The sequence below is a fragment of the Amycolatopsis sp. WAC 04169 genome (genome assembly GCF_003947535.1).
Classification (GTDB): Bacteria; Actinomycetota; Actinomycetes; order Mycobacteriales; family Pseudonocardiaceae; genus Amycolatopsis; species Amycolatopsis keratiniphila.
The window spans coordinates 849,950-865,015 of the sequence record NZ_QHJI01000001.1 but is presented as its reverse complement, the minus strand read 5'-3'; the positions used below and the strand labels follow the sequence as shown (position 1 = coordinate 865,015).

The window sequence follows — 15,066 nt, the reverse complement described above, 5'->3', positions numbered from 1 at the left end:
CGCGTGTCCCGATGGGCACGCGAGCCTTTCGTCATGGGCTCAAATCGAACTGTCCGGCCTTGACCGCCTTGAGAAAGGCGTTCCACTCACCGGAATCGAAGACGAAGACAGGGCTGTTGGCCAGTTTGGTGTCACGGACCCCCACCAGGCCTTCACGGGCGAGGTTGACCTCGACGCAGTTCCCCCCGTTGGGCTCGCTCGCGAAGGATTTCTCCCACGCGGAGTCGTCGAACAGCGACACGGCCGTGGTCGGATCGTAATCCGCCGCCGATGGATAATCGGCCATTGGTCGTACCTCCGAACGTCGGTCGGGGGTGCGGCCGCGACCTGCGCGAACCGTCACCGTCCCGGCTTCTCCCTGCCTCAACGGGACTATCCCGCACGGCCAAGTGGGTGATCAACTCCGCCCACCCTCGACATGAAGATTATTCCAGGAGTAGGATTAATCGCAGCGGCCGGGGCTCGGTTGTTGGTGAATCGCTCGCAGTACGGTTCGCCGTTTCGGCAGGCCATCGACGGCAGATGACCGGCAGGGACGTCTGCCCCGCGGCGCATGACCACCCACCGCCGACCTCGTGGGGGAGGGATCAGCGTGATCATTCAGGACACCATGCCGGCGACGGTACTCGCCGTCGGCAGGCTCATGGCCGGGACGGCGGGCGAAAGCCGCCGCTCCGCGCATCTTTTCGACTTGCACTCCAGGGGTTCGCACCCCGAGTTCCTGCACGCCCGCTGTGGTGCGGCGATGCCCTACGACCACCTGGAATGGGTCCCCGTCGGTTCGGGGATGCCCTGTGAGCGTTGCCTCGGCCTCGCCGGTTCGGCCGACCAGGCGCGGTTGCCGCGTCCGAGCCGGGGGGTGTGACCGCCGTGGCCGTCCGTCTCACCACGCTGCTGTTCCGCCGTGAGGACGAACGCCTGGCCTCGGCGAAGCACCACCACCGCACCATCGGCCTGGAACTGCGTCAGCGGTTCGGGTTCAGCCTCATCCAGGCGCCGCTGCGCAAGCAGCCGCCGTGGAACTCCGAAGTCGATTCGCCGGGCGCGCACCGGGACCTGATCAGGACCGGCCGGCCGCTCGAAGGTCAGTTCGAGCTGACGCCCCTGATCGGGCATCTGACCGGCCGGGCCTGAGGAAGGATCAGGGCTTGCGGCCCAGGCCGCCGAGGCCGCCGGTGAACGTCGGGTCGTCCGCGAACCGGTCGCTGGCACGGGAATCCGCCTCGTCGAGATGCCAGGTGGCCATCCAGTCGATCCCCGGCTCCACCAGCTCCAGCCCGTCGAAGAACGCGGCGAACTCCGCGCGCGACCGCAGGTGGAACGGCGCGCTGGTCTTCTTGTAGAGCTCCTGGACGTTCTCCCGGTTGTCGCCTTCCTTGCGCGTGACGCCGTCCTCGGTCAGATGCGAGGACAGGAAGTACGAACCGGACGGCAGGAAATCGAGGTACTGCCGGACCATCTCGTGGACGGGCTCCTCCGGGCCGAGGAAGTACAGCAGGCCGACCAGTACCAGCCCGATCGGCTGCCGCGGGTCGATCACCCCGGTCTCGAGGGCGCGTTTCCAGATGTCGGCGGGATCCCGGACGTCGCCCTGCAGCACCGCGTGCCGCCCGAGCAGGCCCTCGCGTTCCAGCAGCAGCTGGGAATGCGCGACGGCGACCGGTTCGATGTCGACGTAGACGACCCGGCTGTCCGGGTTGATCGCGCTCGCGATCTGGTGGACGTTGCCGACGGTGGGCACGCCGGAGCCGATGTCGAGGAACTGCGTGATCCCCTGGCGGGCCAGGTATCCCACGCCGCGGCCGAGGAAGTCGCGGCCGACGCGGGCGAAGGTCTTGACCTCCGGGAACTGCTTGAGCACCTGCGAGCCGAATTCGCGGTCGATGGCCCAGTTGGCCGAACCGCCGAGGAACCAGTCGTACACCCTGGCCACGTTGGGCCGTTCGAGATCGACACCCTCGGGGGCCACCGGGTCGATGGGGTCGTGTTGCGTCGTCATACCGTCACACCTCGTCAGGAACCGGGTTTGCGGGCGACCCCGCCGATGGCGCAGTCAACCGCAGGCGAGCGGGGATCGTCCAGCCGCCATGCGCCGACCGGGACCAGACCCGGCGCCACGAGGTCGAAATCCCCGAAGAAACCGAGGATCTCTTCCCTGTCGCGGAAGGACGCGGGCGTGCTCGACTGTTCGTACTGCTTCACGACGCGCTGGATCTGGGCCAGCTCGTCACCCTCCACGCCGGACATCGTGACGTGGGAGAGGACGTAGAAGGAACCGGCGGGCAGGAGCCGCCGGTAGCGCGCGATGACGCCGTCGAGTTCGGGGCCCGGCACGAAATGCAGGACCGCGACGGTGAGCAGGGCGACCGGTTTCGCCGGGTCGAGCACGCCGGTGTCGAAGGCTTGTTCCCAGATGTCGTCCGCCTCGCGCAGGTCGCCGCCGATCACCGCGTGCCTGGCCGGATCGCCGTTCTTCTCCAGCAGGATCCTGGCGTGCGCGACGGCGACCGGTTCGTTGTCGACGTACACGCACCGGCTGTCGGCGTCGACGTCATCGGCGATCTCATGGACGTTGCCGACCGTCGGCACGCCGGAGCCGAGGTCGAGGAACTGGGTCACGCCGTGCTCGGCGCAATACCGGACCGCGCGGCCGAGGAAGGCCCTGTTCGCCCTGGCCGCGGTGCGCACGAGCGGGAAGGTCTTGACCAGTTGCTCGCCGAATTCCCGGTCCACCGCCCAGTTCGCGGTGCCCCCGAGCGCCCAGTCGTAGATCCGGGCGGCGTTGGGCCGCTCGAGGTCCACGCCTTCGGGGAGGAACCGGGGATCCATCTCAGGCTTGCATCTGTGTTCTGTACAGCTCGGCGAGTTCCTTGAGGAACTGCCGGGTTTCCTGGCGTTCCAGCGCGGCGCCGCGCAGCCTGTCCCAAGAGTCCACGAAGATGTTGAAGTCCTTGACGTCGTCGAGGTACAACCCGCCGGCGGAGTGTTCGATGTAGACGAAATCCCTGGTGCGGTCGGGGAATCGCATGATGGTGAAGTCGTTGGGCACGGCGGCGAGCCGCGCGCCGAACGGAAGCACGTGCACGTACACGCGCGGATGCTTGTCCAGCGCCAGCAGATGCTCGACCTGGTCCAGCATCACCGCCGGGGCGGAGCCGCCGGGCGCGCGGCGCAGGGCGCCCTCGCTGATGATGAACCGGTAGTAGGGCGGCTGTTGCTGCTCGAAGACGGCCTTGCGGTCCAAGCGGTTGCGGACCAGCGAGGTGACGTCGGTGGCGCCGGCTTCGGTGAACTGCTTGAGCATGTAGTGCTCGGACTGCAACGGGCCGGGGATGCGCTCGCCGTGCCAGGTGAGGATCTCCGCGGCCGCGGGTTCGAGGTCGGTGAAGGTGCGGAACCAGTGCGGCACCACGGATCGGTAGCCGGACCAGTGGCCGCGCTGCCCGGCCGCGGCGCGGGCCAGGTTCATCAACGTGTCGGCCTCGTCGCCGTTGATCCCGAACGCGTTCAGCATCGATCGCACATCCCCGAGCTTGACCCCGACGGCACCGGACTCGATCTTGTTGACCTTGCCCTGGGTGCAGCCGAGTACTTCGGCGACCTGCTGCTGTGTCATCCGCGCGGCGTTGCGGGCATGCCGGAGCTCGTTCCCGAGCTGCTTCCGGCGCGAGGTGACGGTGCTGGCCATCGCCTTGCTCTCCCGGACCACATAGACCAGGACCGCGGCTGCCCGCCGTCCTGCGCGCGAATACTCGAACCCACCCAGGGTACTTCACCTTGCGGGGTTCGATGATGACATTGCGCAGCGTTCCAGGAAACGGCCGAAAACACCAGTCACCTGGTACGTCACCCTGGTGGCGGAGCGATCTCGTCACATTTCGGGCACGTCGGTCGGGCATAGTTGACCGAGTGGACCAATCCCCCTTCGCCCGGCAGGTCACCGATGGTGTGTTCGGGTACGTCCAGCCCGACGGCTCGTGGTGGATCAACAACTGCGGTTTCGTCGCCGCGGGCGATCACACGGTGGTGATCGACACGTGTTCGACCGAACGGCGCACCAGGGCGCTGCTCGCGACCGCGGAGTCGGCCGCCGGGGCGCCGGTGACCACTGTGGTCAACACGCATCATCACGGCGACCACACGAACGGCAACTACCTGGCGGCCGGCGCGGCGATCGTCGGGCACCGGAAGACGCGCGAGGTGATGGTCGCGACCGGGATCAACACCTACGAGAACTCGTTCACCGGGAACGACTGGGGCCATCTGGAGCTGCGGCCGCCCGAGGTCGTGTTCGACGACCGGCTGACCGTGCACGCCGGCGACGTCCGGCTGGAGCTGATCCACCCCGGGCACGCCGCGCACACCACCAACGACGTCCTCGTCTGGCTGCCGGAGCGGCGGGTGCTGTTCGTCGGCGACCTGATCTTCAACGGCGGCAGCCCCTTCGCGCTGATGGGCTCACCCGCCGGCTGGCGGCAGGCGCTGGACCTGGTCCGCGAACTGGAGCCGGAGACGATCGTGCCGGGCCACGGCCCGGTGTGCGGCCCCGAGGCGATCGATGTCGTCGACGGCTACCTGGGTTTCCTGCAGAAACTCGCTTCCTACGGGAAGGCCGCGGGGCTGACACCGCTTCAGGCGGCTCGCGAGGCGGATCTGGGGCCTTACGAGGCACTGTCCGAACAGGAACGGCTTCCGGCGAACCTGCACCGGGCTTATGCCGAACTGGACGGTCTGGAGTGGGGTGGGGCGATCGATCTGGGGGCGGCGCTGGCGGACATGGTCACCTTCAACGGCGCGCCCATCCGATGCTTCTCCTGACCGGTCGCTTCTCCTGACCGGTCGCTGACCGCCGCCGCTGTTGCGAAAGCCACTTTCGCAACGTTGAAGGTTGCGAAAGTGGCTTTCGCAACCCTCCCACCCGCCGCACGTCCCGAAGGCCCCCTTCGAGACATCCAACGCCCCAAAGGTCCCTTCAAGACACCCAAATCCAGCCCAGAGCCCCCACAAGCAGCCCCCACCCGTCCCTGGGGGGGCGACCCCGATCCCAGCGTATCGGCGACCGGAGCGGGCCGGGCCGCGCGAGCCGAGTTGTCCACAGGCAGGCCCGGTTGTGGACAACTCCCGGTTGATCCCCTCTCGTACCGGCGCCGTATCCCTCAACGGGGATAGGCTCGGCACGGGAATCGAAGCGGAAGGGTGCGGATGAGCAAGAAGGCGAGCATCGGGGTCACCGGCCTGGCGGTCATGGGCCGCAACCTGGCCAGGAACCTCGCGAGGCACGGGCACACGGTGGCCCTGCACAACCGCTCCGAGCAGCGGACGAAGGAACTGGTCGAGCAGTTCGGCGACGAAGGCGACTTCATCCCGGCGTATTCGGCGCAGGAGTTCGTCGACGCGCTGGAGCGTCCGCGCCAGGTCGTGATCATGGTCAAGGCAGGCGCGCCGACGGACGCGGTGATCGACGAGTTCGTCCCGCTCCTCGAGAAGGGCGACGTGATCGTCGACGCGGGCAACGCGCACTTCGCGGACACCCGGCGCCGCGAGGCCGCGCTGCGCGAGAAGGGCATCCACTTCGTCGGCACCGGCGTGTCCGGCGGCGAGGAGGGCGCGCTGCACGGGCCGAGCATCATGCCGGGCGGGTCCAAGGAGTCGTACCAGTCGCTCGGGCCGCTGTTCGAGGACATCTCGGCGAAGGTCGACGGCGAGCCGTGCTGCACGCACGTGGGCGCGGACGGCGCCGGGCACTTCGTGAAGATGGTGCACAACGGCATCGAGTACGCCGACATGCAGTTGATCGCCGAATCGTTCGACCTCCTGCGCGGCGCGGGCGGCTACTCCCCCGCCGAGATCGCCGAGGTCTTCCGCACCTGGAACTCGGGGCGGCTGGATTCGTACCTGATCGAGATCACCTCGCAGGTGCTGGCCCACACCGACGCCGCGTCCGGCAAACCGTTCGTCGACATCGTGGCGGACCAGGCCGAGCAGAAGGGCACCGGCCGCTGGACCGTCCAAATCGGACTGGACCTCGGCGTGCCGATCAGCGGCATCGCCGAAGCCGTCTTCGCGCGCTCGCTGTCCGGCTCGTCGAACCTGCGCGAGGCCTCCCGCGGTCTCGGCGGTCCTTCGCGCGCGCCGCTGACGGGGTCCGCTTTGGACACTTTCGCGGACGACGTCGAGCAGGCGTTGTACGCGTCGAAGGTGGTGGCGTACGCCCAGGGCTTCAACCAGATCCAGGCGGGCGGCGCCGAGTACGGCTGGGACATCGACCTCGGCAAGGTCGCGTCGATCTGGCGCGGCGGCTGCATCATCCGCGCGAAGTTCCTGAACGACATCACGGCCGCGTACGCCGAAGAGCCCGCGCTGCCGACGCTGCTGACTTCGGGCGGCTTCCGCAAGGCCGTCGAAGACGCCCAGGACTCCTGGCGTTCGGTGATCTCCACGGCGGTGCGCCTGGGTATCCCGACCCCGGGCTTCTCGACCGCGCTGGCCTACTACGACGGTCTGCGCGCGGAGCGGCTTCCCGCCGCGCTGGTGCAGGGGCAGCGGGACTACTTCGGTGCCCACACGTACCGCCGCGTCGACCGCGAAGGTTCGTTCCACACCGCCTGGGCCGCCGACGGCCGTCCCGAGTCCTCTGCCTGACAAATGCTGAAGGGGACTTTCCCCGCATAAGACGCCACGAAGGGGCCCTTCACCGCATGCCATGCGGTGAAGGGCCCCTTTGTCAACTCGCGATCCGTACATTCGGCCGAGTCCGAGCAGCGGCCGCGGCGTGGGCTGCCCGCAATTCGGCGACCACCTTGTCCGGCTCGGTCCGCAGCCGCGACGGCAAGGTCTGGAGAACCAGTACGCCGGCCGCCGCATATCGTCCATTCCTGGCCAGAGTCCGGTCGAATCCATCCACGACCTGGAGATGGAACGACAGCGAGTCGACCTCCCAAGCCAGCCCGACATCGTCGAACCAGGCATCCGGTTTCGCGACGAACCGGCCCTCCGCGTCGTACAACTTCTTGTTCCACACCGGTTCCGGCAGACCGGACAGCTCCCAGACTCGCCAGGCGTCGATCTCGGCGACCGACTCCTGCCCGGAAGCCAGTTCCGAGAGGACCAGCCGAGGCACCGCGCTTCCCCGTTGGCTGCCGTGGGCCAATTCGTGGGAGAGCCGCTCGAAAGAGCTATATCTGCGCTGAACCACTTCGCTCACCAAGGCCCGGACGGGCCTGACATCTGTTTGCCTGCGACAGACGTCGAGGGTCGCGCGAGTGACCTCTGCCAGCGGGCGACCACCCCGGTTCACGGTTCGGGGCAGCCGTTGTGTCCGCTCGACGACCACGTAGTCGTAGTTATGGAGTTTCCGCTCATGCGGCACGAGAAGGTGGATCTCGTCACCGGTGTCGGGCACATTTCGCAGGCCGTGGATCCGGCAAGCTTCACCACCGGTGAGCAGAGCGGACTCGCCGCCGTAGAGCATCGCCGCGGCGACCTGTTGCTCGCGCGAGGGTGGTGCGTTGTAGAGAAGGACGATGCCGGGTAAGAGTCTCGTCCAAGGGCCGCGGGGTCCGCATCTTCGGTAAGCCGTGGTCGACGAGACGCCCATCTCTTGAAGGCGCGCCACCCGGATGACGCCGTGGTCGCTGTTCGCCATCAGAAGTTCAGGGGTGTCACCCCATGATCCTTTTTTCATTCTTCGATCGTGGGGCCGATCGCGAGGTCTGCCCAGAGCCGATTTCGAACCTGTGGATAACCGGGGGTCCCTGTGGATAGCTGCTGAAGGGGACTTTCCCCGCATGGCATGAGACGAAAGCGTCCTTCACCCCTGCCTGGCCGCGACGATCTCCGCCAGAGCCCGCACGATCACCGCTTCGGTGTTCTCCTTCGTGAGCCCGAGCCCGGTCAGCAAATCGTCGCCGAGTTCGAACAGCGCCAACAGGATGTGCTCGGTGCCGATGTAGTTGTGCCCGAGCCGCAGCGATTCCCGCATGGTCAGTTCCAGCGCCTTCTTGGCCTGCGCGCCGAACGCCATGTTCGCCGCCTCCGCCGGTTCGTCGGCGGGTTCGGGCAGCCGCGCCTCCGCGGCCTCACGGACGGCTTCGAGAGTCACCTTCTGCGCCACGATCGCGCCGGCCGCCAGCGCCGCCGGTTCGGAGAGCAGCCCGAGGACCAGGTGCACGGGCTCGATCTGCGGGCTCTTCGCCGTCACCGCGGCGTCCCGCGACGCGACGACGACCTGCCTCGCCCGATCGGTGTAGCGGCTGAACACCTTCACCAGGTCTTCCAGCGACGAGCCACTGGAGTCGACAAAGCGCTTCTGCGCCGCCTGCTTGGACACCCCCATGTTCTTGCCGATTTCGGTCCAGGACGCGCCGGATCGCCGCGCCTGGTCGACGAAGTGGCCGATCAGATGGTCGGCCACTTCGCCGAGGTGTTCGCCGAGGAAGACCGCGTCGGACAACTGGCCGAGCACGTCGCCGTCGGGATGCTGCTGCTTGATGTGGGAGATGAGGTCGTCGAGCCGCACGGGATTCGTCATGCCGTCAACTCTAGGTTGACGCTTACCAATCGTCAACCACGGGTTGACGCGAAGGTCGCCTTGAGATCGAAGCCGTTGGCCTCCAGCGTCTCGAACCGCGGCGCCGGATCCGCGGCGAACAGGCGGCGCGCGGCGATGTGGTCCGGCGGCCGGTTCACCGACTCGACCCCGACGAGCACGCCGTCGCGGAATGACAGCACCGAGAACTTCCCACCCTCCCGATCCCCGGTCACGACGGTCTTCTCCGCCCCGGTCAGGATCCCGGCGATCTGCAGTTTCGCGCCGAGCTGATCGGTCCAGAACCACGGCAGGCTGTCGTAGGGCTGGGGTTCGCCCGCGATGACGGCCGCCACCGCCCGCGCCTGGTCGACGGCGTTCTGCACCGACTCCAACCGCGTCGCCGTGCCCGCCTGGACACACGGGAAGTTCGCGCAGTCCCCGACCGCCGAGATCTTCGGGTCGCTCGTGCGCAGGTGCTCGTCGACGACGACACCGTTCGCCACGGCGAGCCCCGCCCCTTCGGCGAGCCGTGTCCGCGGCTCCACCCCGACCCCGACCAGCACCAGATCGGCGGGCAGCAGGCTGCCGTCACTCAGTTCCACCTCGGCCACCCGGCCTTCACCGCGCAGCGCCGCGACGCCCTTGCCGAGCAGGATCGTGTGGCCGGCTTCCTCGTGCAGAGCGGCGAAGTACGCCGAGACCTCCGGAGTCGCGACGCGGGCCATCAGCCGGTCCTGCGCCTCGACGATCGTCACGGGCCGCCCGGCGTGCGCGGCGAACTCCAGCCCGATGAACCCGCCCCCGACCACGACCACGTTCTCCGCGCTCTGCAAGGCGGCGCGCAGGACGTCGGCCTCGTCCTTGGTGCGCAAGGTGAACACACCATCCAAAGTGGACCCAGGAACCGGCAGGACCCGGTTGACCGCTCCCGTCGCCAGCACCAGATGGTCGTACTCGTGAGCGCTCCCGTCCTCTAGCACCACCTTCGTCCCGTCGCGATCCACTGACGCGACGCGGCCCGGGATCAGCTCGATGTTCTTCTCCGCGAAGAAGTCCTCGGGCCGCAGACGCAGCTGGGCGTCGCCCGCGGTGCCGGCGAGATAGCCCTTCGACAACGGAGGCCGCTGGTAGGGCAGCCCGGGTTCGTCGCCGATCAGCACCACCCGCCCGCCGAACCCCTTGTCCCGCAGCGAGGTCGCCACCCCGAACCCGCTCTGCCCGGCCCCTACGACGAGGACGGTCTCCATCGGCGCTCCTTTCGTTGTGCCCGACGTCCATTCAACACAGCTCCGGCCTTTTCGACACGTGATCCGCCCGCGGCGGACGCGCTACGGTCATGCCCATGAGCCGTCCCGAGGTCCACCCGGTGGACGCCCGCCCGCCGCTGCCGAAGCTGACCTTGCTCGGCCTGCAGCACATGACGATCATGTACGCGGGCTCCGTGGCCGTCCCGCTCGTCGTCGGCAGCGCGCTGAAACTGGACGCGGCGACGATCGCGTTGCTGGTCAACGCGGATCTGCTGGTCGCGGGCATCGCGACGCTGATACAGGCGATCGGGATCGGGCGGATCTTCGGCATCCGGCTGCCGGTGGTGGCGGGTGCGACGTTCACCGTGGTCAACCCGATGATCATGATCGCGTCCCAGTACGGCATGCAGGCCGTCTACGGCGCGATGATCGCGTCGGGGGTGTTCGGCCTGCTCATCGCCAAGCCGTTCGCGAAGATGATCCGGTTCTTCCCGCCGCTGGTCTCGGGCACGCTGCTCATGGTCATCGGCATCTCGCTCATCGGCCCGGGCGTCGGCCTGATCGCCGGCCACGACACCGGTTCGCCGGATTACGCGAAACCGGCCAACATCGCGCTGGCGTTCGGCGTGATCGCGGTGATCGTCCTGTTCACCCGGGTCCTGCGCGGGTTCGCGAGCCAGATCGGCCCGCTGCTGGCACTGCTGATCGGCCTGGTCGCGGCGATCCCGATGGGTCTGGTGAGTTTCAAGGGCATCGCCGACGCCGATTGGTTCGGCCTAGCGTCGCCGTTCCACTTCGGCCCGCCGACCTTCCCGATCGCGGCCGTACTCTCGATGTGCGTCGTGATGCTGGTGACCTACACCGAATCCACCGCGGACCTCGTCGCCGTCGGCGAGATCACCGGACGCCCGGCGACCGACTCAGACCTCGCGCGCGGTCTCGCCACCGATGGTCTCTCAGCCATCCTCGGTGGCGCGATGAACTCGTTCCCGGACACGGCTTTCGCGCAGAACGTCGGCCTCGTGCAGATGACCGGGGTGCGCAGCCGGTGGGTGGTCGCGATGGCGGGCGGCCTGCTCGTGCTGATGGGCCTGGTGCCGAAGGTCGGCGCCTTCGTCGCCGCCGTGCCGGAACCGGTGATCGGCGCGGTCGCGGTGGTCATGTTCGCGATGGTCGCCGCGGTCGGCGTGCAGAACCTGAAGAAGGTGGAGTTCTCCGGCAACCACAACACCTTCATCGTCGCGGTGTCGGTGGGGGTCGGCCTGCTGCCCGCGTTCGCCACCAACCAGTTCGGGAATTCGATCTTCTTCCAGCACTTCCCGGCGTGGTTGCAGACCATCTGCGGCAGCCCGATCACGGTCGCCGCGATCGTCGCCTTCACCCTCAACCTGCTGTTCAACCACCTCGGCAAACGCCGGGACCCCGATCTACTGCAAGCGCCCTAACAGAAGAGCCACTTCGGCCACAGGTTGCACTCTTCGGTCGGCGTCGTCGAGGGCGGCGGCGGAGTCGGGTTGGGCGGCTGCGGGACGACCGTGGAACCGGTGGTCTGCGGCGGATCCGCGGACCCGTCCGACGACGTCGGCGTGGTGGGGTCGGACGAGGAGGACGTCTGCGCGGCCGAACTCGACGTGCGGCGGCTGGACGTCGTCTTGCTGGGCCGCGTCGACGTCCCGCCTTCACCGGTTTCGACGGTCTCGGTGGACGGAACGGCCGAAGTCGCGTCGGCTCCCCCGTTTTCCGAAGGCCGCTTCGGCATCTCGATGACGCTGACCGGGTTCGGCGCCGCATTCTGTTCGGGATCGGATTCGAACCCGACGAGTACCGCGGCCGCGCCACAGGCGACCACCACGGCGATCACGACCGCGATAACTCTCCAGCGTGACTTTGCCCGTGACTCCTCGTGGTCGTCCCAGCCCTCGCGAATAAGCAGGTCGGCGACCGAAACATCGTCGTCATCCACCAGCTGAAACCTTTCGCACCGGGAACGAGCGAGGAGTAGTTTTACCGCAACTCACCGCCGAATGGGTGAAGTTAACCAAAAATTATTCACCCGATGGAACACGCTAGCGTAGGCCAGTCACACAGCGTGTATTCATATGCTCCCGCGCATATCGGCGGTGGCCCGCCTCCGGCTCGCGTATACAGCGCCCTCCGCGGGTGGTGTAATCGACGGTGCCAGCACCGGAAGAGGGGGTTCGGACGGATCATGGAGGCTGACGCCCTCGCCGTGCCCGGGGCCGGGAATTCCGGTCGTCCGGCAGGCGCGCCGCTCGGAAACGAGCCGCTCGGCGATCTCGGCCTCGCGGGCGACCACGCCGCCATCTGGTCGTACGATTTCGAGGCCGAAACCCTGTCCTGGCTGCCCGGACTCGAGAATCTGCTGGGCGGAGGCACGCTTTCCGAAGCCGAGATCGAGTCCAGGCTCGCCGATCTGGTGGCCCCGCTGACCTCCGGCACCCGCACTTCCCCGCCTTGGCGCGAGTTCGAACTCGAGCAGTCGTTCCGGAACCCGGCGGGCGAGATCCGCTGGGTCCGGCTGCGCGCCCGCACCATCGGCGACGACAACGGCTCGTCGGGGCTGCTCGGCATCGCCACCGACGTGACCGACGTCCGCGAGAACCGGCAGGCCCTCGAAGATCTCACTGACCGTTACCGGCTTTTGGTCGAACTCAGTCCCGACGCGGTCTGTGTCCACGAAGCCGGCGTTGTCACCTACGTCAACCGTGCGGCCCTCACCGCGCTCGGTGCCTCGTCGACCGCCGAGCTGATCGGGCGGCCGATCATGGACTTCGTCGCCGACGAATCGCTTCCGGCTCTCCTGGACCGGATCGCGTCGCTGCACCGTCAGGGCGCCTCGACCGTCCCCGCCGACACCGTCATGCTCCGCCTCGACGGCACGAAGTACCTGGTCCAGAGCATTTCGGTGCGCACGACCTGGGAAGGCAGGCCCGCGTTCCAGGTCATCATGCGCGACATCAGCGCGCAGAAGGCCGCCGAAGCGACGCTGCGCTACCAGGCCGCGCTGATCAGCCATGTCAGCGACGCGATCATCGCGACCAGCGGCAGCGGCGTGGTGACCAGCTGGAACCCCGCCGCCGAGAACGTGTACGGCTGGACGGCGGGCGAGGCGATCGGCCGCACGGTGAGCGAACTCGTCGGCGCCGCGCTCGACCCGGAAACGGTGCTGCGCCGCCGGGGTGGCGTCATGCAGACGACCCACCGCCACCGCAACGGCTCGACCCTGGCCATCCGCATCTCGGCCGCGGAGATGAACGACGGTTTCGTCCTGGTCTGCGCCGACGAAACGGCCCGCCGACGGGCCGAGCAGCACTACAGCACGGTGGTCGCCTCCCTCGACGAAGGTGTGGTCGTGATCGGCCCGGGCGGTCTCATCGAATCGGCCAACCCCGCGGCGTGCCGGATCATCGGCGTCGGCCACGACGACCTCATCGGTGTCCCGTGCGTGACGCTGGAGCTGTACGACGAACAGGGCCGCATCCCGCCCGCCCGGATGCCGTCGGTGGTGACCCGGCGGACCGGGGCGACGCTGACCGGCCTCGTGCTGCGGCTGCGCAGGCCCGCCGGCGACGACGTCTGGATCTCGCTGACGTCGCGGCTGCTGACCCCGGAAGACCCGTCGGCCGAGGCGGTGGTCGCCTCGTTCACCGACATCACCGAACGCCGCGCCATCGGCGAGCGGCTCGCCCACGAGGCGACGCACGACCCGCTCACCGAACTCGCGAACCGCACGCTGGTGCTGGACAGTCTCGCCGAGGCGCTGTCCGGCGCCGGGCGCGCCGAGCTGACCACGCTGCTGTTCATCGACCTCGACAAGTTCAAGGTGATCAACGATTCCCTCGGGCATTCCGTCGGCGACAAGGTGCTCCGCATCGCGGGCGAACGCCTGCGCCGGGGCATCGGCGAGAACGATCTCGTCGGCAGGCTCGGCGGCGACGAATTCGTCGTCGTCACCGCGGAGATCACCGAGCCGGACGAGATCAAGGCGCTGGCGGAACATCTGCGCGAGGCGCTGACCGAGCCGATCACCGTCAACGGCAGGCAGCTGCACATCGACGCCAGCATCGGCATCGTCACCGCGGCCAACGACGACACCCGGACCGCCGAGGATCTGCTGCGGGACGCGGATGTCGCGATGTACCAAGCGAAAACGCTCGGCCGGGCGCGTTACGAGTTCTTCGACGTCGAGCTGCGCGAGCGGATGCAGCGGCGGCTGCGCATGGAGCAGGACCTGCGCGACGCCCTGCAGAACGAGGAACTCTGGACGGCGTACCAACCGGTCGTGGACATCGAATCCGGCGAGATGGTCGCCGTGGAGGCGTTGCTGCGCTGGAAACATCCCGCGCACGGCACGATCTCTCCCGCCGAGTTCATCCCGCTGGCCGAGGAAAGTGACCTGATCAACCTGATCGGCAAGTACGTCCTGCGCACGACCACCCGCGAGATCGCCAGGCGGCGCGAGCAGCTCGGCATCGACCTGAACCTCAAGGTCAACCTGTCGGCCCGGCAGCTGGACGATCCGCATCTGGTGGCCGGGGTGCAGGACGCGCTGAAGACCACCGGGCTCCCGCCGCACGCCCTGACCCTCGAAGTCACCGAGAGCGCGCTGATGCGGGATCAGGCCGCGGCCGCCGAAGTCCTGACTTCGTTGCGCGATCTGGGTGTCTCGCTGGCGATCGACGACTTCGGCACCGGCTACTCGTCGCTCGCCCAGCTGCAACGGCTTCCGTTGGATACGCTCAAGATCGATCGCACCTTCGTCACCGGCATCGCGGAATCGCGGGACGCGGCCGCGATCGTCAAGAGCATCATCGCGATGGCGCACGCCGTCGACCTGATCGTCGTCGCCGAAGGTGTCGAAGACGAAGAGCAGCTCACGGTCCTGCGTGAGCTGCACTGTGACCAGGCGCAGGGCTTCCATCTCGGTCGCCCCGCGCCGCCGGACGAACTTTTCGGAGCAGCTGGATGAGTGTCGAGATCAAAGCCGGAGAAGACCGCTACGACATCGTCGTGGACGGGAAACCCGCCGGGTTCCTGGAAACCCGTACGCGTACCGACGCGATCCTGTTCCTGCACACCGAAATCTCGGACGACTTCGCGGGCCAGGGCCTGGCGGGCAAGCTCGTGACCGCCGCGCTCGACGACGTCCGGTCGCAGGGCAGGTCCGTCCTGCCCTACTGCCCGTACGTGCGTTCCTTCATCGCGAAACACCGCGAGTACGAAGACCTCGTCCCCGAGGACAAGCGCGCCGAATTCGAGCTCTGAGCG

The 15,066-nt window shown here is 68.0% G+C and carries 15 protein-coding genes; 7 read left to right on the top strand and 8 right to left on the bottom strand.

What is annotated here, in order from left to right; all coding sequences use genetic code 11:
* Nucleotides 1–31: 31 nt before the first annotated feature.
* On the bottom strand, nucleotides 32–286 hold the full coding sequence (locus DMC61_RS04210) for a DUF397 domain-containing protein (RefSeq protein WP_016330866.1): 255 nt from the start codon (nucleotides 284–286) through the stop codon (nucleotides 32–34).
* Between the two features lie 306 nt (nucleotides 287–592).
* On the opposite strand from DMC61_RS04210, the gene DMC61_RS04205 reads away from it, so the two are divergent.
* Both DMC61_RS04205 and DMC61_RS04200 read left to right on the top strand, forming a co-directional pair.
* Nucleotides 593–865, top strand: coding sequence for a hypothetical protein (locus tag DMC61_RS04205; RefSeq protein ID WP_063272044.1), 273 nt, complete (start codon nucleotides 593–595; stop codon nucleotides 863–865).
* Nucleotides 862–1,134: a hypothetical protein gene (locus tag DMC61_RS04200; protein WP_016330864.1), complete on the top strand. Its 273-nt coding sequence runs from the start codon at nucleotides 862–864 to the stop codon at nucleotides 1,132–1,134. Before DMC61_RS04205 ends, DMC61_RS04200 begins: the two co-directional genes overlap by 4 nt.
* Before the next feature lie 7 nt (nucleotides 1,135–1,141).
* Here DMC61_RS04200 and DMC61_RS04195 read toward each other — a convergent pair whose 3' ends face one another.
* Genes DMC61_RS04195 through DMC61_RS04185 form a run of 3 tightly spaced genes read right to left on the bottom strand, consistent with a single transcriptional unit; the run spans nucleotide 1,142 to nucleotide 3,688 of the window.
* A complete protein-coding gene (locus tag DMC61_RS04195) occupies nucleotides 1,142–1,999 on the bottom strand; it encodes an SAM-dependent methyltransferase (RefSeq protein ID WP_125686905.1) in 858 nt (285 codons plus the stop codon).
* A 14-nt stretch (nucleotides 2,000–2,013) separates the two neighbouring features.
* Nucleotides 2,014–2,829: an SAM-dependent methyltransferase gene (locus tag DMC61_RS04190; protein ID WP_125686903.1), complete on the bottom strand. Its 816-nt coding sequence runs from the start codon at nucleotides 2,827–2,829 to the stop codon at nucleotides 2,014–2,016.
* Nucleotide 2,830: 1 nt separating this feature from the next.
* Entirely contained in the window at nucleotides 2,831–3,688 is an 858-nt protein-coding gene (locus DMC61_RS04185) for a helix-turn-helix transcriptional regulator (RefSeq protein ID WP_037335949.1), read from the bottom strand.
* A gap of 221 nt (nucleotides 3,689–3,909) precedes the next feature.
* Here DMC61_RS04185 and DMC61_RS04180 point away from each other — a divergent pair, with 221 nt between their 5' ends.
* Together DMC61_RS04180 and gndA are read left to right on the top strand one after the other, a co-directional pair.
* Nucleotides 3,910–4,818 carry an MBL fold metallo-hydrolase gene (locus DMC61_RS04180; RefSeq protein WP_125686901.1) on the top strand — a complete coding sequence of 303 codons (909 nt, stop codon included), beginning with the start codon at nucleotides 3,910–3,912 and terminating at the stop codon, nucleotides 4,816–4,818.
* Between the two features lie 384 nt (nucleotides 4,819–5,202).
* A complete protein-coding gene (gndA, locus tag DMC61_RS04175) occupies nucleotides 5,203–6,642 on the top strand; it encodes an NADP-dependent phosphogluconate dehydrogenase (protein ID WP_007030805.1) in 1,440 nt (479 codons plus the stop codon).
* 82 nt (nucleotides 6,643–6,724) lie between these two features.
* Here gndA and DMC61_RS04170 read toward each other — a convergent pair whose 3' ends face one another.
* From DMC61_RS04170 to DMC61_RS04160, 3 genes are all read right to left on the bottom strand, one after another.
* A complete protein-coding gene (locus DMC61_RS04170) occupies nucleotides 6,725–7,684 on the bottom strand; it encodes a hypothetical protein (RefSeq protein WP_125686898.1) in 960 nt (319 codons plus the stop codon).
* Between the two features lie 126 nt (nucleotides 7,685–7,810).
* Complete coding sequence (locus DMC61_RS04165) at nucleotides 7,811–8,530, bottom strand: Clp protease N-terminal domain-containing protein (protein ID WP_125686896.1); 720 nt, start codon at nucleotides 8,528–8,530, stop codon at nucleotides 7,811–7,813.
* Nucleotides 8,531–8,562: 32 nt separating this feature from the next.
* The gene (locus DMC61_RS04160; RefSeq protein ID WP_125686895.1) at nucleotides 8,563–9,777 is read right to left on the bottom strand and encodes an NAD(P)/FAD-dependent oxidoreductase; all 1,215 of its coding nucleotides are present in this window, start codon (nucleotides 9,775–9,777) and stop codon (nucleotides 8,563–8,565) included.
* A gap of 95 nt (nucleotides 9,778–9,872) precedes the next feature.
* Between DMC61_RS04160 and DMC61_RS04155 the strand changes: the two genes are divergently transcribed.
* Nucleotides 9,873–11,222, top strand: a complete 1,350-nt coding sequence (locus DMC61_RS04155; protein WP_063272037.1) for a nucleobase:cation symporter-2 family protein — start codon at nucleotides 9,873–9,875, stop codon at nucleotides 11,220–11,222.
* Here DMC61_RS04155 and DMC61_RS04150 read toward each other — a convergent pair.
* Complete coding sequence (locus DMC61_RS04150) at nucleotides 11,219–11,740, bottom strand: serine/threonine protein kinase (RefSeq protein ID WP_125686893.1); 522 nt, start codon at nucleotides 11,738–11,740, stop codon at nucleotides 11,219–11,221. The genes DMC61_RS04155 and DMC61_RS04150 overlap by 4 nt on opposite strands.
* A gap of 246 nt (nucleotides 11,741–11,986) precedes the next feature.
* On the opposite strand from DMC61_RS04150, the gene DMC61_RS04145 reads away from it, so the two are divergent.
* Both DMC61_RS04145 and DMC61_RS04140 read left to right on the top strand, forming a co-directional pair.
* The gene (locus DMC61_RS04145) at nucleotides 11,987–14,767 is read left to right on the top strand and encodes an EAL domain-containing protein (protein WP_125686891.1); all 2,781 of its coding nucleotides are present in this window, start codon (nucleotides 11,987–11,989) and stop codon (nucleotides 14,765–14,767) included.
* Nucleotides 14,764–15,063: a GNAT family N-acetyltransferase gene (locus DMC61_RS04140; RefSeq protein ID WP_016330853.1), complete on the top strand. Its 300-nt coding sequence runs from the start codon at nucleotides 14,764–14,766 to the stop codon at nucleotides 15,061–15,063. The genes DMC61_RS04145 and DMC61_RS04140 overlap by 4 nt, the downstream gene beginning before the upstream one ends.
* The last annotated feature ends 3 nt before the right edge of the window (nucleotides 15,064–15,066 follow it).

Excerpts from the sequence above, each read along its gene's own strand:
- DMC61_RS04195 (WP_125686905.1), bottom strand. The coding sequence starts at position 1,999 with ATGACGACGCAACACGACCCCATCGACCCGGTGGCCCCCGAGGGTGTC.
- DMC61_RS04185 (WP_037335949.1), bottom strand. The coding sequence starts at position 3,688 with ATGGCCAGCACCGTCACCTCGCGCCGGAAGCAGCTCGGGAACGAGCTC.
- DMC61_RS04190 (WP_125686903.1), bottom strand. The coding sequence starts at position 2,829 with ATGGATCCCCGGTTCCTCCCCGAAGGCGTGGACCTCGAGCGGCCCAAC.
- DMC61_RS04170 (WP_125686898.1), bottom strand. The coding sequence starts at position 7,684 with ATGAAAAAAGGATCATGGGGTGACACCCCTGAACTTCTGATGGCGAAC.
- DMC61_RS04140 (WP_016330853.1), top strand. The coding sequence starts at position 14,764 with ATGAGTGTCGAGATCAAAGCCGGAGAAGACCGCTACGACATCGTCGTG.
- DMC61_RS04145 (WP_125686891.1), top strand. The coding sequence starts at position 11,987 with ATGGAGGCTGACGCCCTCGCCGTGCCCGGGGCCGGGAATTCCGGTCGT.
- DMC61_RS04165 (WP_125686896.1), bottom strand. The coding sequence starts at position 8,530 with ATGACGAATCCCGTGCGGCTCGACGACCTCATCTCCCACATCAAGCAG.
- DMC61_RS04160 (WP_125686895.1), bottom strand. The coding sequence starts at position 9,777 with ATGGAGACCGTCCTCGTCGTAGGGGCCGGGCAGAGCGGGTTCGGGGTG.
- DMC61_RS04210 (WP_016330866.1), bottom strand. The coding sequence starts at position 286 with ATGGCCGATTATCCATCGGCGGCGGATTACGATCCGACCACGGCCGTG.
- DMC61_RS04155 (WP_063272037.1), top strand. The coding sequence starts at position 9,873 with ATGAGCCGTCCCGAGGTCCACCCGGTGGACGCCCGCCCGCCGCTGCCG.
- gndA (WP_007030805.1), top strand. The coding sequence starts at position 5,203 with ATGAGCAAGAAGGCGAGCATCGGGGTCACCGGCCTGGCGGTCATGGGC.